Source organism: bacterium (assembly GCA_035307765.1).
In the GTDB taxonomy this organism is placed as follows: domain Bacteria; phylum Sysuimicrobiota; class Sysuimicrobiia; order Sysuimicrobiales; family Segetimicrobiaceae; genus Segetimicrobium.
In genome coordinates, this window is the sequence record DATGHU010000044.1 from 75,421 (window position 1) to 94,929 (window position 19,509).

Sequence of the window (19,509 nt, forward strand, 5' to 3'; positions counted from 1 at the left end):
GTGCTCCTGGACAGACCGCGGACCCTCGTGCCAGAATGGCAGGTGGCTCGGAGGCAGCACCCGGGGGGGCGCGAATGCGATACGACGGGCGGGAGTTTTATGAGATCGAAGTCGCGGGGCTGCGCCGCAAATTGCCCGTCGTCTCCGTGAGTGACTCGCTGTGGATCGCCGCGTTCGTTCTGTGGGGGGACGTCGAGCTCACCAACGCCTGCGCCCGGGCGATCTCTGCGCGGCTGCAACCCATGGAATTCGACTGCCTGGTCTCGATCGAAGCCAAGGCGCTTCCTCTTGTCCACATGGTGGCGACCTATCTGTCCGATCCGATCGCGGGGCGGTTCTTCCCCTATATCGTCTTTCGAAAGAGCGTCAAAAGCTACATGAAGCGCCCCCGCACCGTCCAAGTCAAATCAATCACCACGGCCGCGGTGCAGGCACTGGTCCTCGACGGGCCCGAAGCGGAGCGGCTGCAGGGAAGCCGGGTCGCGATCGTCGATGACGTCGTGAGCACGGGCGGAAGCCTCCGGGCGGTGGAACAACTGCTCGACCAAGTGGGGGCAACCGTTGTGGCCCGGGCGACGGTCTTGCTCGAAGAGGGCGGCTACGAGAACAGCAATCTGATCGCGCTGGGGAAATTGCCGATCTTTACCAAATAGTCGTCGCTACTGCGCGACTTGACCGCCGTCGATGATCAGGTTGGCCCCGACCATGAAGCTTGCTCTCCTCGCACGCCAGCAGGACAGCGGCCCCCGCGACCTCGCGGGGCTGGCCGATCCGTCCCAACGGTACGGGATCGCTCCGCAACTTTCGGAACGCCGGGTCAGCCATCAGCGCTCGGTTGATGTCGGTTTCAAACGCCCCCGGCGAGATCGCGTTCACCCGAATGCCGTACGGGGCGAGTTCAACACCCATACACCGAGTCAGCATGATCACCCCGCCCTTGGCGGCGCAGTAGTGGGCGAGGTTCCGGGTCGCATTGGTGCCGCTGATCGATGCGATGTTAATGATGCTTCCCCCCGCCCCGCGGCGGATCATGTCCTTGGCCACCCACTGGCTCGTCACGAAGTAGCCGCGTAAGTTGACGCGGTAGACGCGGTCCCAAGCCTCAAGGGTCAGCTCGAGCACGGATCCGCGGGTGACAATCACCGCGGCGTTCACCAGCACGTCGATCGGCCCAAGCACCGCGGTCACCTGCTCGAGCGCGGTGACCGTCCGACCGGCATCGGCAATGTCCACGCGAATCCCCAGCGCGCGCCGACCGAGATCTTCGATCGGACCCACCGTCCCCTCGGCAGAGCGGATGTCGAGCACCGCGACGTCCGCCCCCTCCCGGGCGAACGCCAGCGAAATCGCCCGTCCCAAGCCGTCGCCCGCGGCTCCCGTGATGGCGGCGACCTTGCCCTCCAATCGCATGCCGTCCCTCCTCTCCCCCCTGGCCGGTGTGGCGCCCGGTGGGATCACCCGCGACTATTCCGCCTGATGTCGCTCGGAAGGGGTCTCGCTCAGATGAAGCGTTTCGTTGATCACCCTGACCCGAGGCTGGTCCCCGCCGAGATCCAGGATGTTCATCGCCGCGTTCTCCTGGCGGATCCGCCAGTAGGACGTCAGCGGCGCATCGAGGGCGGTCAAGATCACCGTCTTGATCACGGCACCGTGCGCCACGACCGCCACGGTCGTGCCCGCATGCCGCGCGGCGATGGCCAGCATCGCGTGCATGGAGCGGGCGCGGACGTCGGCGAGCGTCTCGCCTCCCTGCGGCGCGATCCACTCTGGATTCCTCCGCCGCGGTTCGAGCACGGGACCGAAGCGCTGAGTGATTTCCGCCGCGGTCAACCCTTCCCACACACCCATCCCGATCTCGCGCAGGTCCGCGACCTCCACCACCGGCAGACGATGGGCGTTCGCGATGACTTCCGCGGTCAGCCGCGCTCGGGAGAGCGGACTGCTATAGATCGCCGAAAAAGGCACCCGGGCGAGGACGATCGCGAGCCGAGACGCTTGGCGGTGGCCGAGGTCGCTGAGGGCACTATCGGTTTGTCCCTGAAAGCGCCCTTCCGCGTTCCACACGGTCTGGCCGTGGCGAATGAGGTAGATACGGGTGCCACCGCTCACGATGCGGGCCACCCCAGCGCGGTCCGGGCGGGCCGCGGCGTCACTCTTTCCGCGGGAGGAGTTCCTGGACGGCCCGGGCGGAAGGTTCTGAGGCTAAGGAGTCACGCTCCTCGTCCTCGGAGAGAGGGTCGTGGGCATTCGCGTCCGACGCCGCGGCGGGCATGGGCGTCTCGGGGAATATCACCGACGGAACGGCAGGATCGGGCGCCGGCAGGGCGGGAGCCGTGGGGTCGTCCTCAGGCTTGCTTGCCTCGTCCATGGCATCTCGGAATGAGTCCTGGGCATCCCTGATCGAACCGCGAAAGTCCCGGATCGCTTTGCCCAGCGATCCGCCCAGACCCATCAGTTTCTGTGGGCCAAGAACCAGGAGCGCGATCACCAAGATGATGAAGAGCTTCTCTGGGTTGTCGAACACGCAACCACCTCGGCCGGGGCGACACCGCGCCGCTCACGGGGACCCATAGGGTATTCTACACTACGATCCGGGGCGCGCAAAAGCCCGGGGGGGAACGTGCTGCTCGGAAAACTCCGCTACCTACCGGTGAGAGGCGCGGCGCGGACGTCGCCGCAGCCTGCGCGTGTGCGCCGCGGCCGACGGCCGCGGCGGCGCAACCGTCGGGACATCTCTCCCCGCGAGCGCCCGCCCGTCCCCCACCAACGTTGCTCGACGAACGCCACCACGGCGGTGTTCCAGGAACCGGCGGTAAAATTGTTCGACGGTCCGCCGCGTAATCCGAAACGTCGGAGTGCGGTGCGGCCTGATAGCGCCACTGAACGTTCGTGGGATATGCAGCAGCTCATGGATCAACACGCGATCCTGCTCGTCCTGAGGTAACCGACTGAACTCCGGCTCAATGATCTCCAGCACGTATGCCGGACCGGTGTGCAGCACCTGCTGCCACAGCGTCGGCAGCCCCCAAATCCTCGCCCACGCTTCCGACGTCGAGCCATACCCTCGAACGCAAAAGATCCGGGTGGGGTCGACGTGGCTAAACCCCAGCACCCGTGCAATCCGCTCCACGCGGGTATGGGTCTTGCGACAGAGCTCCCAGCGCATCGACTCAGCGAGCCCGTGCTTCGCGAGGGGTCGCGCGCGCGAGCTTGAGGAGGAGCAGCGCCTGCCCGCGATGATACCCCAAGTGATCGAGGTAGTGAAGCAGTGCCCACAGCTTGGTCGGCCGCCTTGGCGGCTTTCCCCAGGTGACCTCCGGGGTAGTCTCCGCGTGCAGGTCCTGCATCGTCACCGCGCCGATCGCCTGGCGCGTGATCCGCCTCGCTTCCGCCACGGCCCGCAGCACATCTTCGCGACGCGGCCGATCGTGGGTAAACTCCGCATCGCGCACACGATGACTCGGGACCCCACCGATCGCCTCACCAATCCACCAGCGCTCGCTTCCCGCGAGATGCCGGAGAAGGATCGCGACGGAATTGAACTCCGGACCGGGGGTCCAATAGAACGCCTCGTCGTCCGCCCCTTCCACCGCCTTGAGCAGCCCGTCCCAGGTCTCCTCTAGATGCGCCAGCATTCCCCGCAGACCGTCTTCCATCGAGCTCTGCCTCCTTGCTCGAACAGCGAATGCGAATTCGCCTTCCGCTGTCCTCACACGAATTCTGCCCGGTGAGCACGCGGCCCTCCCTGACCATTCGCCGGGTGGCAATGCCCCTCCCTGCCGCCGCCGGAGATGCCGGGCGCGGTGGCGCAGGGAGCCTGCGAGATCACGGTCGGCGGGGCAAAAGTCGATCGCAGCCGGAACGGACCCTACTCTTCGGCAACTTCATCAGGGGCGGCGATCGGCGCGATCGCCGTGACGCGGTCGCCCTCGTCAAGCCGCTGGAGCCGAACTCCTTGCGCCTCACGCCCTTGCTCGGAGATCTCCTTGACGAGCAACCGGCTCACGATTCCCTGCGCGGTGATGACCAAGACTTCGTCTTCATCGTCCACCGCGCGGATCGCGGCCACCTTGCCGGTCCGGGGCGTCAAACGAATATTACGCACCCCCGATCCCCCGCGACGCTGGAGGCGGTATTGCCCGAGCGGAGTGCGCTTCCCCATTCCGAGTTCGGTCGCGACGAGGAGATCGGTGCCCTCGCCGCTCTTCGCCATCCCCACCACCACGTCGTCTTTGCGCAGCGTGATGCCGATCACACCGTGGGCCGACCGTCCCATCTCGCGCACGTTGGCTTCCTTGAACCGGATCGCCTGGCCGTTCCGGGTCGCGAGGATGATCTCTTGCTTGCCGTCCGTGAAGCGCACCGCGTCCAACTCGTCGTCTTTGTCCAGGGAGATCGCCACGATGCCTGCCCGCTTGGCGTTGATGAATTCCATGAGCCCGGTCTTCTTCACGAAACCGTGTCTGGTGGCGAAGAGCAAGTAGCCCGCGTCCTCGAACGAGCGGATCGGGATAATCGCGTTGACCTGCTCCCCCTGGGCAACGTTGATCAGGTTTACCAGGCTCGTCCCCTTGGCCGTACGGCCGGCCTCCGGCACCTCATAGGCCTTGACCCGGTACACCTTCCCCCGATTGCTGAAGAACAAGACGAACGCATGATTGGTGGTCACGGTGGCGACTTCGACGTAGTCCTCCTCCTTAGTCCCCATCCCCATGACCCCGCGGCCGCCACGATTCTGACGGCGGTACGTTTCGAGCGGAAGCCGCTTGATGTAGCCGTTGTGGGTCAGAGTAATCACGACCTCGAGGTCGGGAATCAAGTCCTCCTCTTCCAGCTCCGCGTCCTTGCCGATAATCCGGGTCCGGCGCGGGTCTCCAAATCGCTGCTTGACGTCGAGCAGTTCGGTCTCGATAATCCCGAAGATCTTGCGCTCGTTCGCCAGGATGTCCTCGAAGTATGCAATCGCCTTGATCAGTTCTTTGTACTCTTGATCGAGCTTCTCACGCTCGAGTTGAGTCAGCCGCTGCAGCCGCAGCTCGAGGATCGCGTCGGCCTGCGCCTGGCTGAGCTTGAACTGCTTCATCAATCCCGCCTGCGCCGCCGGCACATCCTTGGACCGGCGGATCAGGGCGATCACCTCATCGAGCGACTTCACGGCGATCTTCAGCCCTTCCAGGATATGCGCACGCGCCTTGGCCTTGCGCAGTTCGAACTCAGTGCGGCGGGTGACAACGGCCTTGCGGTGCTCCAGGTAGTACACGAGCATCTGCTTGAGGTTAAGGACCCGCGGCACGCCTTCGACGAGCGACAGCATAATGGCGCCAAAGGTCGTCTGCATCTGCGTGTGCTTGTACAACTGATTCTGCAGGATCTGGGGATTCACGTCGCGGCGCAGCTCGATGACGACGCGCATCCCTTGTCGGTCGCTTTCGTCCCGGAGGTCGGAGACCCCGTTCAGTTTCTTCTCCCGCACCAACTGGGCGATCCGCTCGATCAGGGCCGCCTTGTTCACCATGTACGGCAGCTCGGTGACGATGATGGCGACCCGCCCGCCCCGCAACTCCTCGATGGTGGTCTTGGCACGGACGGTAATGCTCCCCCGCCCCTCCAGGTAGGCCTGGCGTATCCCGTCCCGGCCGAGGATCAGGCCGCCGGTGGGGAAATCCGGTCCCTTGACGATCTTGAGGAGCTCCTCCATCTCGAGCTTCGGGTTCCCGATCAGGGTGATCAGCGCATCAACCAATTCGCCGAGATTGTGCGGGGGAATGTTGGTCGCCATTCCCACGGCGATTCCGGCCGCGCCGTTCATCAGGAGGTTGGGCACGCGGCTTGGGAGGACGACCGGCTGCTCGAGCGACTGGTCGAAGTTCGGCACGAAGGCGACGGTCTCTTTGTCGATGTCCGCCAGCAGCTCCATCGCCATCCGGGAGAGCCGGGCCTCGGTGTAGCGCATCGCCCCGGGCGGATCGCCGTCCACGCTGCCGAAGTTACCTTGCCCGTCGATCAGCGGATAGCGGAAGCTGAAGTCCTGCGCCATCCGCACCAGGGCCTCGTAGACCGGGACGTCGCCGTGCGGGTGGTACCGGCCCATCACGTCGCCAACGACCCGGGCACACTTCTTGTGCGGCCTGTCGGGGCTCAGGCTCATCTCGGAGGCGCCGTAGAGGATGCGGCGTTGGACCGGCTTGAGCCCGTCCCGGACGTCCGGCAACGCGCGGCTGACGATGACGGACATCGCGTAGTCCAGATACGACGTCCGCATCTCCCGATCGATCGGTTGGGTAATAATGCTCTCTTCGGCGGCCATGCCTCTCCTCAGGTTGGACGTCTGTCCGATGCCCCGCCGCTATCGGCCCGCATGCATGTCCCGAAAGCGGGGGTCCCGGACGACAAGGAGTTAGATATCCAGGTTGCGGACTTCCTTTGCGTACTTCTGAATGAACTGCCGGCGAGGCTCCACCTCATCACCCATCAGCGTCTTGAACAGTTCGTCAACTTCGTCTACGCCGTTGGACTCACTGCGCACAAGCTCGACCTGGAGCAGCGTACGCTTCGCCGGGTTCATGGTCGTCTCCCACAGCTGTTCCGGGTTCATCTCCGCCAGGCCTTTGTACCGTTGAATCTCAAAAGTGGTGTTGTGCTTGGTCAAATCGGCGGTGATTTCGTCGCGCTCGGCGTCAGCGTAGGCGTAGAAGTGCTTCTTCCCCGCCTTGATCAGGTACAGCGGGGGTTGGGCGATGAACACCTTCCCGCGCTCAATCATCTGCGGCATGTACCGGTAAAGGAACGTCAGCAGCAACGTCCGGATGTGCGCGCCGTCGACATCGGCGTCCGCCATCAGGATCACACGGTCGTATCGTCGCTTATCGATGTTGAACTCGTTGGAGATCCCCGTACCGAGCGCCGTGATCAACGCTCGGATCTCCTCGTGCCCCAGCATTTTGTCCTGCCGCGCCTTTTCGACGTTCAGGATCTTGCCTTGGATCGGCAGGATCGCCTGGAACTGCCGGTCCCGGCCCGCCTTGGCACTGCCGCCCGCCGATTCCCCCTCGACCACAAAGATCTCACACTTCGTCGGATCCTTTTCCGCGCAGTCCGCAAGCTTGCCCGGCAGCGTGCTGATATCGAGCGCATTCTTTCGCCGCACCAGATCACGCGCCTGGCGGGCCGCCTCCCTGGCGCGAGCCGCCTGGAGGGCCTTGGCGACCACCTTCTTCGCATCGCCCGGATGCGCCTCAAAGTACTCCGCGAGTTCCTCCCCCACGACCGACTCGACCAACCCCTTGATCTCGGGGTTGCCGAGTTTGGTTTTCGTTTGCCCCTCGAACTGCGGCTCGGGGAGCTTGATCGAGATCACGGCCGTCAGCCCCTCACGGACGTCCTCGCCCTGCAGGCTCGGATCACCGTTCTTGAGGAGCCCCTGCCGACGGGCGTAATCGTTAATGCTCCGGGTGAGGGCGGACCGGAAACCCACTAGGTGGGTGCCCCCCTCTATGGTGTTGATCGTGTTGACGTATGTGAACACATGCTCCAAATACCCGGTGTTGTACTGAACGGCGGCGTCGACCTCTACCCCGTCGCGCACCCGGTGCACGGTGATCGGATCACCCAGCGCACCCTTGTTTTTGTTCTGGTGGCGGACGAGCTCCGTGATCCCGCCCTTGTGCGTAAACTCCTCACGCCCGCCGGTGCGCTCATCCAGCAGCGTCAACATCAACCCAGCGTTGAGGTAGGCCAACTCGTCCAACCGCTCGGCGATGATTTTCGCGTCGTACTCCGTTTCGACGAAGATCTTGCGGTCCGGAGAAAAGGTCACCGTCGTTCCCGTGCGATCGGTTTTCCCGATCGTCCGCAGCGCGTTCGCCCGCTGCCCGCGCTCGAAGCGCTGCGCGTAGCGCTTGCCATCCCGATGCACCTCGACCTCGAGCCACTCGGAGAGCGCGTTCACGACCGACACACCAACACCGTGCAGACCGCCGGAAATCTTGTACCCGCCCCCCCCAAACTTTCCCCCGGCATGCAGCATGGTCATGACAACCTCGACGCCGGGTTTCCCAACCTTGGGGACGACATCGACAGGAATCCCTCGCCCGTCGTCGGTGACGGTGACACTGTTGTCTTGGTGGATGATGACGTCGATTCGTTTGCAGTATCCGGCGAGCGCCTCGTCGACGCTGTTGTCGACGACCTCAAAAACCAGGTGATGCAAACCCCGACTTCCGGTACTGCCAACGTACATCCCGGGCCGCTTGCGGACGCCCTCCAGCCCCTCGAGAACCTGAATCTGTTGTGCGTCGTAAATGGCGTCACTCATGCGGCAACCTATCCTCCGATGTAGGCTTCAAACTGTCTCAAATGGGCATGGGGACAGGGCGTGGATTGAGCCACGCCCATAAAAGTTCCTTCAATATACATTACCAAAAATTGCCCGCTAGGTCAAACCCCCACTGACTCCATCCTGGAGACCCCACTGCACGTGGGTAACACGCTTTTGGAGGGTCAGGGACGAGATGGCCGATGTGTAGACTCCGCTCGTCGTGACCACCACCGCTTTGCGCCCCTCCGGGGGAACCTCGGATCGAATCCGCCCCTGCGTGCGCGCGATCTCCACGAACCGCTGATTGTCCTCGTTACCCTCCAGCAGCCGCGAGTCGAAGATCCCGATGATCTCCCGGATCGGGACCACGACGTCCCCACCCAAATGCAAATACACGCCGCCTCACCCCGCTTCGCCGTGACCGTCTCCCGGCGGCGCCCCCAAGGGGCGCATCACAATGTGAATTTCCTCAATCACCCGCTCCCCCACCCGCTCGTTCAGCGTGTCAACCAAGTCCCCGCGACGCAGACCAAGCTCGTACGAAAGCGCCGGCAGATCGGTGACCACCACCAACACGTTGCCCCGGATGCCCGCCGCGTGCGCGTGGCGGGCATGCATCTCACCCACCACCTCCGGCCACGCATCCAGCACGGCGGCCTGCCGCGCCCGCCGCGGCCCCATCAGCGCGCTGAGCGCGTCAGTCAGAAGATCCTTGAGCGGAAACACGAGACTCCTCGACCACCACGCCGGCGCGAACCCGCAGCTCGCGCAGCCCGACAGCCTCTGCCGGTGGGAACTCCGTGTGCGTCAACAACACCTGCGGCCCCTCCACCTCCCGCAGCAATAGCGCCTGCCGCGACGCGTCCAGATGCGCGAGCACGTCATCCAGCAGCACCACGGGCCATTCTCCCAGCTCTTCGCGCAACAGATCCACCTCTGCCAACCGCAGGCTCAAAGCGGCCGTATGGTGCTGCCCGCGCGATCCGTATGTCCGAACATCCACACCATTGATCTCGAGCCGCAGATCATCCCGGTGCGGCCCAACCAGGCTCGTGCCGCGCCGGATCTCCTCGGCACGGCGCGCGACCAGCGCCCGCGCCAGCGCTGACCGTTCGTCTCCCGCGTCCACGGCCCCCAGGTAGGTAATCCCCAGCCGCTCCGCGCCTCCTGCCAGCCGGGCGTGCCGCACCGCAGCCCGCTCGCCCAATCGTTCCACGAACCGCCGACGCCGCTCGATCAACACCGCTCCCAGCTCAACAACTTGGTCGTCCCACGAACCCAGCGCAGCTCCTGCCGACGCCTCGCGCAGGAGCTGATTTCGCTGCTTCACCACGCGAATGTACCGCGTCAACGCAAAAAAATACGACGGGCTGACCTGGCTCAACGCCGCATCCATCACCCGCCGTCGGTGTGCCGGGGCCCCGCGGATCACTTCATCGTCCAGCGGGCCCGCCAGAACCACCACCAACCGACCGAGCAACTGCCCGCGGCCCACCGCCACGCCGTTTACCTTGTTTCGCCGACCCCCCGTCGCCCGATCAATCGCCACCTCCAGGACGTCGGTCCGCGCCCCCTGGGCGACGGCGCGCGCGTAGGCCCGATCGCAGCCAAACCGGATAACCTCAACGTCTCGACCGGCCCGCGGGCTTCGCCCGAGCGCCGCCGTATAAATCGCTTCCAGCAGGTTGGTCTTTCCCTGAGCGTTCGGACCCACGAGCAACACGGTCCCCGGCTCAAACGACAGGTCGACCGTTTGATAATTTCGAAAATCCCGCAGTCGCAGATCAGCCAGCCACAACCCGGTACCCCTGTCCGCCCACCACGATGCAGTCTCCGACCAACAACTGCCGACCGCGTCTCCGCTCGACCGCCCCGTTTACCAGAACACGTCCCCCGCGAATGAGCAGCTTAGCCTGCCCGCCGGTCGCCGCAATTCCCGCCCACTTCAGCGCCTCTCCCAGCGTAATCGTCGGTGTCGAGATCTTCAGCGAAACCGGCGCGCGAACCTGTCCCACAAGACGCGGCTATCCGTAAACCCTCACCGGAGCCAACACGTAGACGTACTCCGCATGATCGACGGGCCGCAACACCCCAGGGCTCAGTGATCCCGTCAGTTCGAACATCACTTCAGGAACGTCCATATTGATCAAAGCATCGAGGAGAAACTTGGCGTTAAACGCCACCTGCATCGTCTCTCCCTCCGCTTGCACATCAATTTCTTCTTGTGCTTTCCCAACCTCCGGAGTGTTGGAACTGACGGTCAATGTGCGCTCCGCAGCGCTCAACCGAACGACGTTGGCGGAATCGCGAGCCGTAATGCTCGCGCGGCGCACCGCACGCAACAATCGCTCGGTCCCCACCTTAATCCGCTGCTTAAACTCGGACGGAATCACCTTCTCGTAGGGCGGAAACTGCCCGGCGATCAACCGAGAGATAAACCGCATTCCCCCCACTGTAAACAACAACTGGTTTTCGTGCGACGCGATGGTAACTTGATCCTCGGCGCCCCCCAAAACGCGCACGAGCTCCGCCATGGTTTTGCTGGGGACGATCGCCGAGATCTTGCCTTTGACCTTTCCCGGAAGTTTCATTTTCCTCAACGCCAACCGTCCTCCGTCCGTTGCCACCAACCGGCCATCGCCGTCCTCCAACACCAAGTACACCCCGGTGAGAAACGGCCGGGTCTCGTCGGTCGATACAGCAAAACTCGTCTGCCGAATCATCGTCCGCATCAACCCGGCATCAATTTGCGCGATAATTTCTCCCCCATCTTGGGGCATCACCGGGAAGTCAGCAGCGGGAAGTCCCAAAATCTCAAATTTGATATTCTCGCAGCTGATACGGGCCCGTGTGTCCCCCTCACCCACATCGATGTTCACCGAAGCCACGGGAAGGTTGGAAACTATATCCCCAAAGATCCTTGCCGGAAGCGTAATACTCCCGTTCTCTGTAACATCAGCACTGATTTGTGACTCGATCCCCAATTCCAAATCAGTGGCGCTGACCTTTAATTTTCCCCCGCCCGCATCTAGTAGGATATTACTAAGTATAGGCATACTAGCTCGATTAGATATTGCTCTACTCACCACTTGGACTTCTCTGAGGAGGTGATCCTGAAGACACTGGACCCGCATTCTAAACTCTCCTAGGGAGTACTATGTATATAATATTTCGTCATAATGGTAGTAGAACCTGTGGATTATGTGCATATCCCCATAAAACCCTGCTCCAGCACGTATTTGCTGGTGTGGACAATTGGTTTATACCGAAGCAGAGTTGTTCGTGATATCCATAGGCAGGGCCGACTGCGCGGATTGGGCGAGCAATTCCTGTCATTTGTCCACGGGGTTTTGACGCTCAAGGCGGAAGTTATCAACAAGACCCTTGATGCCAGCCGCGAGGTGCGTATCCTGGAGGATCGCGCTCTTGACCCGGTCACAGGCGTGCATCACGGTGGTGTGATCTCGACCGCCGAACTCTTCGCCAATTCGTGGAAGGGAGGCGTCGGTGAGCTCGCGCGACAGGTACATGGCGACCTGTCTTGGAAACGCGATCCCTTTCGTGCGCCGCTTGGCTTTCATTTCTTCAACCCGCATGCCAAAGAACTCGGCCACGGCCCGCTGGATCGCGGGGATGGTCACCGGCCGGATTCGTGCCTGTGGGAGGAGGTCGCGCAGGACTTCGGTGGCGAGTTCGATGGACAATGAAGTTCCCGTCATTTGTGCGTGCGCGCGAAGGCGGCTCAGCGCTCCTTCGAGCTCGCGGATGTTCGAGGAGATGCGCTGGGCAATGAACTGGGCGACTTCATCCGGGAGGGTAATGGCGTCCAGATCGGCTTTTTTCCTGAGGATCGCGATCCGCGTTTCGTAGTCCGGTGGGTGGATATCGGCGATCAGCCCCCATTCGAACCTTGAGCGCAGGCGATCTTCGAGCGTCGGGATCTCCCGTGGCGGCCGGTCGCTGCTGATGATGAGCTGCCGGCTGGATTCGTGGAGGGCGTTGAAGGTGTGGAAGAACTCTTCTTGTGTCCGTTCTTTCCCCGCCAGGAATTGAATGTCGTCGATAAGCAGCACGTCGGCGGTGCGGTACTTGTTGCGGAACTGGACTGTTTTGTCGTCTCTGATGGAATTGATGAGGTCGTTGGTAAATTTTTCGGACGACACGTACATGACCTTCGCTAATTGCTTGTGGGTGAGGACATAGTTGCCGATCGCTTGGAGGAGATGGGTTTTTCCCAGTCCGACTCCTCCGTAGATGAACAAGGGGTTGTAAGCTTTGGCGGGGGCTTCGGCAACCGCGAGCGCGGCAGCGTGCGCGAAGCGGTTGCCGCTGCCGATAACGAATGTATCGAACGTATATTTGGGGTTAATGGCTAGGGCGTCTACGGGAGTCGACCGGGTCGAAACCGGAGGTGGGGTCGGGACAAGCGGAGGGGAAGCTTGTGCGTCGGCCTCGGCGATGATAAATTGCACATCCACGCCGTGCCTGAGTACTTCCTGGAGGGTGTCCGAGATCAGCCGCCGGTATCGGCCCTCCACCCATTCCTTCGCGAACAAGCTCGGGACCGAGAAAACGAAGACGCCCTGGTCCAGCATCATGGGCTGCATAGCCTTTAGGAACGCTTCGAAGCTCGGTCTGTTGAGCTGTCGTTCGATTCTTGGCAGTGCTTGCTGCCAGACTTGACTGGCAGCGAGGTTCTGGGATTCCATGTGGTTCCTCCGTCATGATTGGGGCTCGGTGCCCCTGGGTGTTATGGCTTGAACACGTTATCCAAGTACGCGATGCCTTGTTCGGTAAGGGTGCGTTTCCCGAGACCGCGCATCGCCACCAATTGGAGCGTTTGGAGAGCGTCGAGTTCGCGGTAGGCGGTGCTGGCACTAATGCCCAATTCCTTGGCGATGGTTGAGGGGCCGGCCGACCCCAGTTCGTTGATCAGGAGGAGTACTTTACGTTGGCGGTCGCTGGTTCTGGGCGGGATCGGGTCGGGCTTGGTCGCGGGGCGCGAAGGTTCGGTCTGGGCGGCGGCCTGTGGGGGTCCGACGTGAAGGGTGACCACGGTGCCCTGTTCGAGATTATCCTCGATCGAGATGGCGCCGCCGAGAAACGCGAGTTGTTCACGCGCCACAGGAAATCCGGATCCTACACCCTTGATGAACTGCCGCATCTCCCTGGTCGCGGTGGTGAACCCCGGTAAGAGTGCGCGTTCCTTTTCTTTGATGCCTGGGCCGTGATCGGAGATGCGGATCGTGTTGCCGTTGTCCATCACGGTGACGACGGCATCCTCGAAGAAAGCATGGATCAGGTTTTCCATAATCTCTCTGATGACGACAAACGGGATCCGCCCCCCGCGTTCGCGGGCGAAGTTATAGGTCCGTGCTGCAAGCTCTCCCACAAGCTCGTTGAAATCCTCCGCGGAGAGAGAGATGATCTGGGGCGGCGAGAGCAGCGTGTCGTAAACCGCCAGGCGCACCTCTGGCGCTTGGCTTATATCCTCCGGCGTCCCCTTGTGCTTCGCAATGAGCCGCAGGAAGAAATCCTGCATGGAGTATCTCCGAATGTGTAGCGTGAGTATTGGCGGTGAGGGAGTGGCCTCCTCCCCGCGCAATTGCAGGTGTAGAGTTTTCCTATCTGCCGCTGACGTATCGGTGGTCGGTCATCTTTGTGGAGAGAAGCCCGGCATCCTCCTCCGATTTCGGAGGCATCTGTCCCCATCTCGACGATGGTCATTCATCCGAAAAGTAGCAGAATACATGCCCCGGCCGCATTATCCACAGGTGTGGAAAAGATTGTGGATATCTGGAGAAATCTCCTTCAGTTGGATTACGATTTTATTACAATCGCGAAGTTCGGCGGAATCCCAGTTTTCTGGATTTGTGGGGGTCGGAAAAATCTGGATAACCCCTGGAGTTACCACCAGGTTATCCACAAAACATGCCATAATAACAGCCCCGCCAGAACAACTTCTTAAGTGGGCGGTCAACCGCTCGGTGCAACCCTGGTTAACCTCGCAGGGCGATGAGGGGCGGCACTGCCGCGGGGCTTTTCTGCGGGTCGACCGCTAGGGCCATGCCTCGCGTTGAATGGGTTGTCGCGCGTGTGCTATAGTGGGAAAAGGTGTCGGTCCGCCCCATGGGTAGGGGTGTACGGGCAGGTTTGGGATAGGGGGGCGGCCAGGTGAAGCGGACATTTCAGCCGAATAGACGTCATCGGAGTAAAACGCATGGGTTTCGGGCCAGGATGCGCACCCCGGGCGGGAGAAACGTACTCCGGCGCCGTCGAGCGAAGGGGCGGCATCGGTTGGCGCCGTCGTAGGATCCGCACATTCGGATCGGCTGAAAGGCCCAGGGGCGCCGTTTCAAGCATCCCGTCCGGTGGAGTTCTCCAGGGTTTTCCGGGAGGGTCGGCGGTTTTCCGGTCTGCGACTCGTGCTTTATGTTCGTCTCGCGGAAGGGGGCCGCAGGGTCGGGATTACCACCGGCCGGCGGTTTGGTGGGGCGGTCGCACGAAATCGGGCCAAGCGTCGGTTGCGGGAGGCTTTCCGGCGGCTGGAAGGGCGCCTCTGTGATCAGGGGGAATTTGTGCTGGTGGCCCGCCCGCCGGTCCTCACGTCGCCTTTTTTAGAGATTGTAGGAGAGCTCGAAGCACTGTGCGCCGCCGGGCGGGTCCTTGCGGGGGAGTCGGGTGAAGCGGGTCGCTGAAGCGGCGTGGATCAGCGCGATCCGCTTCTATCGGCGGTGGATCTCTCCGTACACCCCCCCTGCGTGCCGATTTTACCCATCCTGCTCCGAATACGCTCTGGAAGCGGTACAGCGGTACGGCTTGTTTCGGGGCGGCTGGTTGGCCCTCCGACGGCTCTGTCGCTGTCACCCGTTCCACCCGGGCGGGTACGATCCGGTGCCGAGGGAATAGAGGAGGCTTGGTGAGTGAACCAGGTATTCGGCCCGCTTTTTAGTGCGATCACCGAGGCGCTTCACCGCATCCTGCAGGTGTTCTATGGATTCTCCCACGACTACACGATTGCCATCATCCTCCTGACCCTGGCGGTCAAGTTGGTGCTGCACCCCCTCACCCGAACACAGTTGCGCTCGATGAAGCGCATGCAGATCGTCGCCCCCCACATCGAAGTGCTGCGGCGAAAGCACAAAGATGATCCGAAGGCCCTCAACCAGGAAATCATGGGGCTCTACCGCGCACACAACGTCAACCCTATGATGGGCTGTCTGCCCATGCTCGTCCAGATGCCGGTCTTCATCGCGCTGTGGCGAATGCTCTACGTGCGTGGCCTCTTTGGTGGGAACGCGGCGGTTTTTGGCATCCCCTGGATTCGGTTGGACGAAGTCCCGAACCTTGGGAAGATCCTCACCGCCGCGGCGGCGGGGCATCCCGAGCAGTTCGTGCTGCTGATTTTTCCGGTGCTCGTGGGAGTCACGATGTTCTTTCAGCAGCGGATGAGCATTACCGATCCGCAGCAGGCTCGAATGTTCATCTTCATGCCGATCATGATGGCCTACTTCGCCACCATTTACCCGATCGGCGTGTCGGTATACATGATCACGTCGACCACTGCATATATTGGGGAGTACCTTCTGGTGGTGGGCGCTCCGCCGGCATCTTCGACGGCCCCACCGAAGTCCCAGGCGGTGGCGCAGACCGCCAAGGGGGATGGGCGCCGGGTTTCCGGACCTGAGCCGCGGGGGAAGAAGGGGGCAAAGGGCGCGTGAAATCGGCCGAGGGCTCGGGGCGGACCGTCGAAGAGGCGATCAGGGACGCGCTTCGGGTGCTCGGAGCGCGGCGGGAAGACGTCGATCTGATGGTGCTCGACGAGGGGAGCCGTGGGGTGCTGGGGTTGGGATCGCGCAGCGCCCGCGTTCGGCTCACGCTGCTGTCGGCGGTGGAGGAGGGTGACGATGAGGTCCCCGTGGCGCCCCCGACGCCGACGGCTCCTCCCGGGGAACGCGGGGAGCTTGCCGAGCGCATCGTCTCCTCGCTGATGGAGGCGATGGGCTTCCGGGCGACGCTCGAGGCGCGTGAGGAAAGCGAGGTCGTCCACGTTTCGATCACCGGTCCGGATCTCGCCCCGCTGATCGGCCGGCGCGGACAAACCTTGGAGGCCCTGGATCTCCTCGTCAACCTGATCGTGGCCCACCGCTACGGCAGACGGGTGCCGGTGATCGTCGATGTCGAGCGGTATCGGGAGCGGCGGCGGGAAGTGCTGCAGGACATAGCGTGGCGCTTTGCCGAGCGCGTGCGCCGGACCAGCCGCCCGGTGACACTGAAGCCGATGTCGGCAGCCGAGCGGAGGATAATCCACACCACGCTCTCCGAAGATGGGAGCGTCACCACGCACAGCGAAGGGGAAGAGCCGGATCGCTGCGTGGTGATCACGCCACGCGGATCCTCCTCGCCGGTCCAACCGGGTCGGTCCCGGGCCCACCCCGCCGACGACGCCAGGCAGTAGGCCACGTGTCCGTCGGCCGGATCCTCCAGTCCGGCGGGGCTTCCGTGGGGATCACGCTTTCCTCCCAGCAGTCGGACATCCTCGCTCGATATGTCGAGTTGGTTCTGGATTGGCGGGCCCGCGCGAACCTCACCGGAGTTCGAACCCAGGAGGAGGGAGCGCGCGTGCTCGTCCTCGACGCGTTCGGCTGTCTCGTCGCGCTCCCGCAGCGGGGCTCGATCGTGGATCTTGGGAGCGGAGCCGGAACACCTGGGATTCCGATAGCCGTGGCGCGCCCAGATGTCTGCGTCGTGCTCGTCGAGGCGTCCAGGAAGAAGGCGGGGTTTCTCGAGGTCGTCCTCCGCGAGCTCGAGCTGGCAAACGCGGAGGTGCTTCAGACACGCGCTGAAACCTTGGGCCGCTCTCCCGCCCACCGGGGGCGTCACGACGCCGTCACCGCGCGTGCGCTCGCCAGTATCCCGGTGCTGGCGGAGTATGCGCTCCCCCTGCTTCGGATCGGCGGCGTGGCGGTTTTTCTCAAAGGGAGCGGTGCCGCAGTCCAGGCGCGACGCGCCGCGGGGGCGGTGGCGATTTTGGGGGGAGAGGTCCAGGCCGAAGACCCGGTGCTCGCTCCTCGTCCTCTCGTGGTTCTACGGAAGGTCGCGCCCACCCCAGAGCGCTATCCTCGCCGTCCCGGGGTGCCGGCCAGGCGTCCGCTGGCGGTTGATCCTCCCGGCCTGTAGAATCGGTGGGCCGGGTGACTTCCGCTCCAAATTCCTCTGCGTCCAACGCAACTGAAGCTGAAAGGCCTGGCTTGCCCGCGCCGACAGTCACATTCGAGTCTTCACGCACGGTTCATGGCGAATAGTTCGGCGCCGCTATATGATAGATAAGTATCATTACATTGTAATGTAATTAATGTTCGTTCGGCATCGAGGGGGTCCGCGCGGAGGGAGTTCCGGTGGAGGATTTCCTCTTCGGCATAGGGAACTGGTGCTCGATTGCGGTCGGCCCCTCTCGCATTTTACCGGATCGGAGTCGCAGCCCACGGGGAAGACGTTCGCGATCGTCAATCAAAAGGGCGGAGTGGGGAAGACCACCACTGCCGTCAATCTTTCAGCCGCCCTTGCCTCGCTCGGATACGTAATTCTCCTGGTCGATTTTGACCCGCAGGGCAATTCCACGAGCGGCGTCGGCATCTCCAAAGGGGATCTGGCGATGTCGGTTTACGACGTCATCATATCTGGGGACCCTGCCGATCACGTCATCAGGCGGACGTCCACATCCGGTCTCGACATTTTGCCGTCCGACGTTCGTCTAGCCGGCGCCGAGGTGGAGTTGGTCGCCGCGATCGCACGGGAGGCCAAGCTCAAAACCGCGCTCAGGAAGGCCAAAGAGCACTACGACGCCGTGATCATTGACTGTCCGCCGTCTTTGGGTCTGCTGACGATTAATGCCCTGACGGCCGCCGACGCCTGCCTGATCCCCATGCAGTGCGAATACTACGCCCTGGAGGGCCTGTCGTCGCTCCTTACCACGGTCAATTTGATTCTCCGCCACCTGAATTCGGAGTTGAAGGTGGGCGGGGTTCTCCTGACCATGGTCGACTCGAGGATCAAGCTTTCCGATCAGGTCGCCACCGAGGTGCGGCAGCACTTTGGCGACCAGGTTTTTCAGACGGTCATTCCCAGGAGCGTGCGCCTGGCCGAAGCGCCGAGCTATGGGCAGCCTATTTTGACGTACGCGCCTGGATCACGTGGGGCAGTGGCCTATCTCGACCTCGCCAGGGAGTTCGCCGGTAGGGCCGGTCTCCCAACGGCTCAGATGAGGTCGACCGTGGAGCGGATCGAGGCGGCAGTGGTCACAAGCGATCAAGGAGGTGACGACGGCGATGAGCACAGCTAGGCGCGGGCTAGGCCGAGGGCTCGGAGCTCTAATTCCAGGGGCATCGACCGAACAGCCGGCCGGTCTTGTTCAGGAGATCGAGATTGGCTTGCTGGAGGCGAGTCCGTTCCAGCCGAGGCGAGAGATCGGCGGAGCCGAATTCGACGAACTCGTCGCATCTGTGCGGAAACACGGCATCATCCAGCCGATCGTGGCCAGGCCATCTGACGGAGGCTACCAAGTGGTTGCAGGGGAGCGGCGGTGGCGGGCTGCGAAGGCCGCCGGGCTGCCGACCGTTCCGGCTGTGATACGGGAGATTTCCGATCGGGAGGCATTGGAAGTTGCCCTCATCGAGAACCTTCGACGTGAGGACCTCAACCCAATTGAGCGGGCCCGAGCCTATCGGAGGCTAGCGAGCGAGTTCGGAATGACCCAGGAGGACGTTGCGGAGGCCATTGGCGGGAGCCGTTCTGCCGTGGCGAATACGCTTAGGCTCCTAGAGCTCCCTCAGGAGGTTCAGCAGTCCATCGATCATGGGAGGCTTACGGAGGGACACGGGCGGGCGCTGTTGGCGGTCGCCGATCCGAGCCGGCTGCTCAAACTCTGGCAGCACGTGGAGAAGCGTGGGCTATCGGTGAGGGAGACCGAGACCCTAGTCAGGGCCTCGGCGAGAAATGTTTCACGTGAAACAATTGTCAGACGGAACGGCAGTAGGGACCCCGTCCTGGTCGATCTTTCGGCCAGGCTTCACGGCCGATACGGCACGAACGTCAGCATCCTCTCCAAGGGGAAGGCCGGAACGATTCAACTTCACTATTACACTCAGGATGATCTTGAGCGGCTGATCGACATGCTTCTCAGGTGACGCTCA

Annotated in this window: 22 protein-coding genes; 8 read left to right on the plus strand and 14 right to left on the minus strand. The window is 62.8% G+C overall.

Translation table 11 applies throughout. The features are described from left to right. Positions 1-74: 74 nt before the first annotated feature. Positions 75-653, plus strand: coding sequence for a phosphoribosyltransferase family protein (locus tag VKV57_15030; protein ID HLW61214.1), 579 nt, complete (start codon positions 75-77; stop codon positions 651-653). Here the strand turns inward: VKV57_15030 and VKV57_15035 are convergent. The 14 genes from VKV57_15035 to VKV57_15100 form a co-directional block, all read right to left on the minus strand. After that, positions 643-1,410, minus strand: coding sequence for an SDR family NAD(P)-dependent oxidoreductase (locus tag VKV57_15035; GenBank protein ID HLW61215.1), 768 nt, complete (start codon positions 1,408-1,410; stop codon positions 643-645). The genes VKV57_15030 and VKV57_15035 overlap by 11 nt on opposite strands. 54 nt (positions 1,411-1,464) lie before the next feature. Further along, positions 1,465-2,109 carry a histidine phosphatase family protein gene (locus VKV57_15040; protein HLW61216.1) on the minus strand — a complete coding sequence of 215 codons (645 nt, stop codon included), beginning with the start codon at positions 2,107-2,109 and terminating at the stop codon, positions 1,465-1,467. Between the two features lie 40 nt (positions 2,110-2,149). Next, positions 2,150-2,524 carry a twin-arginine translocase TatA/TatE family subunit gene (locus VKV57_15045; protein ID HLW61217.1) on the minus strand — a complete coding sequence of 125 codons (375 nt, stop codon included), beginning with the start codon at positions 2,522-2,524 and terminating at the stop codon, positions 2,150-2,152. A gap of 120 nt (positions 2,525-2,644) precedes the next feature. Beyond that, the gene (locus VKV57_15050; protein ID HLW61218.1) at positions 2,645-3,166 is read right to left on the minus strand and encodes a putative metallopeptidase; all 522 of its coding nucleotides are present in this window, start codon (positions 3,164-3,166) and stop codon (positions 2,645-2,647) included. A gap of 4 nt (positions 3,167-3,170) precedes the next feature. Continuing rightward, entirely contained in the window at positions 3,171-3,656 is a 486-nt protein-coding gene (locus tag VKV57_15055; protein HLW61219.1) for a DinB family protein, read from the minus strand. Between the two features lie 212 nt (positions 3,657-3,868). Next, positions 3,869-6,307: a DNA gyrase subunit A gene (gene gyrA / locus VKV57_15060; protein HLW61220.1), complete on the minus strand. Its 2,439-nt coding sequence runs from the start codon at positions 6,305-6,307 to the stop codon at positions 3,869-3,871. Between the two features lie 90 nt (positions 6,308-6,397). Next, positions 6,398-8,314, minus strand: coding sequence for a DNA topoisomerase (ATP-hydrolyzing) subunit B (gene gyrB / locus VKV57_15065; GenBank protein HLW61221.1), 1,917 nt, complete (start codon positions 8,312-8,314; stop codon positions 6,398-6,400). A 117-nt stretch (positions 8,315-8,431) separates the two neighbouring features. Next, the gene (locus tag VKV57_15070) at positions 8,432-8,713 is read right to left on the minus strand and encodes a DUF370 domain-containing protein (GenBank protein ID HLW61222.1); all 282 of its coding nucleotides are present in this window, start codon (positions 8,711-8,713) and stop codon (positions 8,432-8,434) included. Positions 8,714-8,719: 6 nt separating this feature from the next. Further along, positions 8,720-9,043, minus strand: a complete 324-nt coding sequence (locus VKV57_15075; protein HLW61223.1) for a DUF721 domain-containing protein — start codon at positions 9,041-9,043, stop codon at positions 8,720-8,722. Then, complete coding sequence (gene recF, locus VKV57_15080; GenBank protein ID HLW61224.1) at positions 9,015-10,115, minus strand: DNA replication/repair protein RecF; 1,101 nt, start codon at positions 10,113-10,115, stop codon at positions 9,015-9,017. Before recF ends, VKV57_15075 begins: the two co-directional genes overlap by 29 nt. Beyond that, complete coding sequence (locus tag VKV57_15085; protein ID HLW61225.1) at positions 10,102-10,332, minus strand: RNA-binding S4 domain-containing protein; 231 nt, start codon at positions 10,330-10,332, stop codon at positions 10,102-10,104. The genes recF and VKV57_15085 overlap by 14 nt, the downstream gene beginning before the upstream one ends. Before the next feature lie 9 nt (positions 10,333-10,341). Continuing rightward, on the minus strand, positions 10,342-11,451 hold the full coding sequence (gene dnaN, locus VKV57_15090; protein ID HLW61226.1) for a DNA polymerase III subunit beta: 1,110 nt from the start codon (positions 11,449-11,451) through the stop codon (positions 10,342-10,344). Positions 11,452-11,649: 198 nt separating this feature from the next. After that, on the minus strand, positions 11,650-13,026 hold the full coding sequence (gene dnaA, locus VKV57_15095; protein ID HLW61227.1) for a chromosomal replication initiator protein DnaA: 1,377 nt from the start codon (positions 13,024-13,026) through the stop codon (positions 11,650-11,652). 41 nt (positions 13,027-13,067) lie between these two features. Further along, the gene (locus tag VKV57_15100) at positions 13,068-13,859 is read right to left on the minus strand and encodes an ATP-binding protein (protein ID HLW61228.1); all 792 of its coding nucleotides are present in this window, start codon (positions 13,857-13,859) and stop codon (positions 13,068-13,070) included. 632 nt (positions 13,860-14,491) lie between these two features. Between VKV57_15100 and rpmH the strand changes: the two genes are divergently transcribed. The 7 genes from rpmH to VKV57_15135 all read left to right on the plus strand — a co-directional run bounded on the left by rpmH (position 14,492) and on the right by VKV57_15135 (position 19,503). Beyond that, a complete protein-coding gene (rpmH, locus tag VKV57_15105; protein ID HLW61229.1) occupies positions 14,492-14,629 on the plus strand; it encodes a 50S ribosomal protein L34 in 138 nt (45 codons plus the stop codon). A 396-nt stretch (positions 14,630-15,025) separates the two neighbouring features. Beyond that, on the plus strand, positions 15,026-15,226 hold the full coding sequence (gene yidD / locus VKV57_15110) for a membrane protein insertion efficiency factor YidD (protein ID HLW61230.1): 201 nt from the start codon (positions 15,026-15,028) through the stop codon (positions 15,224-15,226). A gap of 14 nt (positions 15,227-15,240) precedes the next feature. Continuing rightward, positions 15,241-16,038: a YidC/Oxa1 family membrane protein insertase gene (locus VKV57_15115; GenBank protein ID HLW61231.1), complete on the plus strand. Its 798-nt coding sequence runs from the start codon at positions 15,241-15,243 to the stop codon at positions 16,036-16,038. After that, a complete protein-coding gene (gene jag, locus VKV57_15120) occupies positions 16,035-16,775 on the plus strand; it encodes an RNA-binding cell elongation regulator Jag/EloR (protein HLW61232.1) in 741 nt (246 codons plus the stop codon). The genes VKV57_15115 and jag overlap by 4 nt, the downstream gene beginning before the upstream one ends. A gap of 5 nt (positions 16,776-16,780) precedes the next feature. Beyond that, entirely contained in the window at positions 16,781-17,497 is a 717-nt protein-coding gene (gene rsmG, locus VKV57_15125) for a 16S rRNA (guanine(527)-N(7))-methyltransferase RsmG (GenBank protein HLW61233.1), read from the plus strand. Between the two features lie 250 nt (positions 17,498-17,747). Continuing rightward, the gene (locus VKV57_15130; GenBank protein ID HLW61234.1) at positions 17,748-18,659 is read left to right on the plus strand and encodes an AAA family ATPase; all 912 of its coding nucleotides are present in this window, start codon (positions 17,748-17,750) and stop codon (positions 18,657-18,659) included. Beyond that, positions 18,634-19,503, plus strand: a complete 870-nt coding sequence (locus VKV57_15135; GenBank protein ID HLW61235.1) for a ParB/RepB/Spo0J family partition protein — start codon at positions 18,634-18,636, stop codon at positions 19,501-19,503. Before VKV57_15130 ends, VKV57_15135 begins: the two co-directional genes overlap by 26 nt. Positions 19,504-19,509: the final 6 nt, after the last annotated feature.

Bases quoted from the DNA above. Each gene is read 5' to 3' on its own strand.
- gyrA (HLW61220.1), bottom strand. From the start codon at position 6,307: ATGGCCGCCGAAGAGAGCATTATTACCCAACCGATCGATCGGGAGATG.
- VKV57_15030 (HLW61214.1), top strand. From the start codon at position 75: ATGCGATACGACGGGCGGGAGTTTTATGAGATCGAAGTCGCGGGGCTG.
- VKV57_15050 (HLW61218.1), bottom strand. From the start codon at position 3,166: ATGCGCTGGGAGCTCTGTCGCAAGACCCATACCCGCGTGGAGCGGATT.
- VKV57_15100 (HLW61228.1), bottom strand. From the start codon at position 13,859: ATGCAGGATTTCTTCCTGCGGCTCATTGCGAAGCACAAGGGGACGCCG.
- gyrB (HLW61221.1), bottom strand. From the start codon at position 8,314: ATGAGTGACGCCATTTACGACGCACAACAGATTCAGGTTCTCGAGGGG.
- dnaA (HLW61227.1), bottom strand. From the start codon at position 13,026: ATGGAATCCCAGAACCTCGCTGCCAGTCAAGTCTGGCAGCAAGCACTG.
- VKV57_15035 (HLW61215.1), bottom strand. From the start codon at position 1,410: ATGCGATTGGAGGGCAAGGTCGCCGCCATCACGGGAGCCGCGGGCGAC.
- dnaN (HLW61226.1), bottom strand. From the start codon at position 11,451: ATGCGGGTCCAGTGTCTTCAGGATCACCTCCTCAGAGAAGTCCAAGTG.
- VKV57_15055 (HLW61219.1), bottom strand. From the start codon at position 3,656: ATGGAAGACGGTCTGCGGGGAATGCTGGCGCATCTAGAGGAGACCTGG.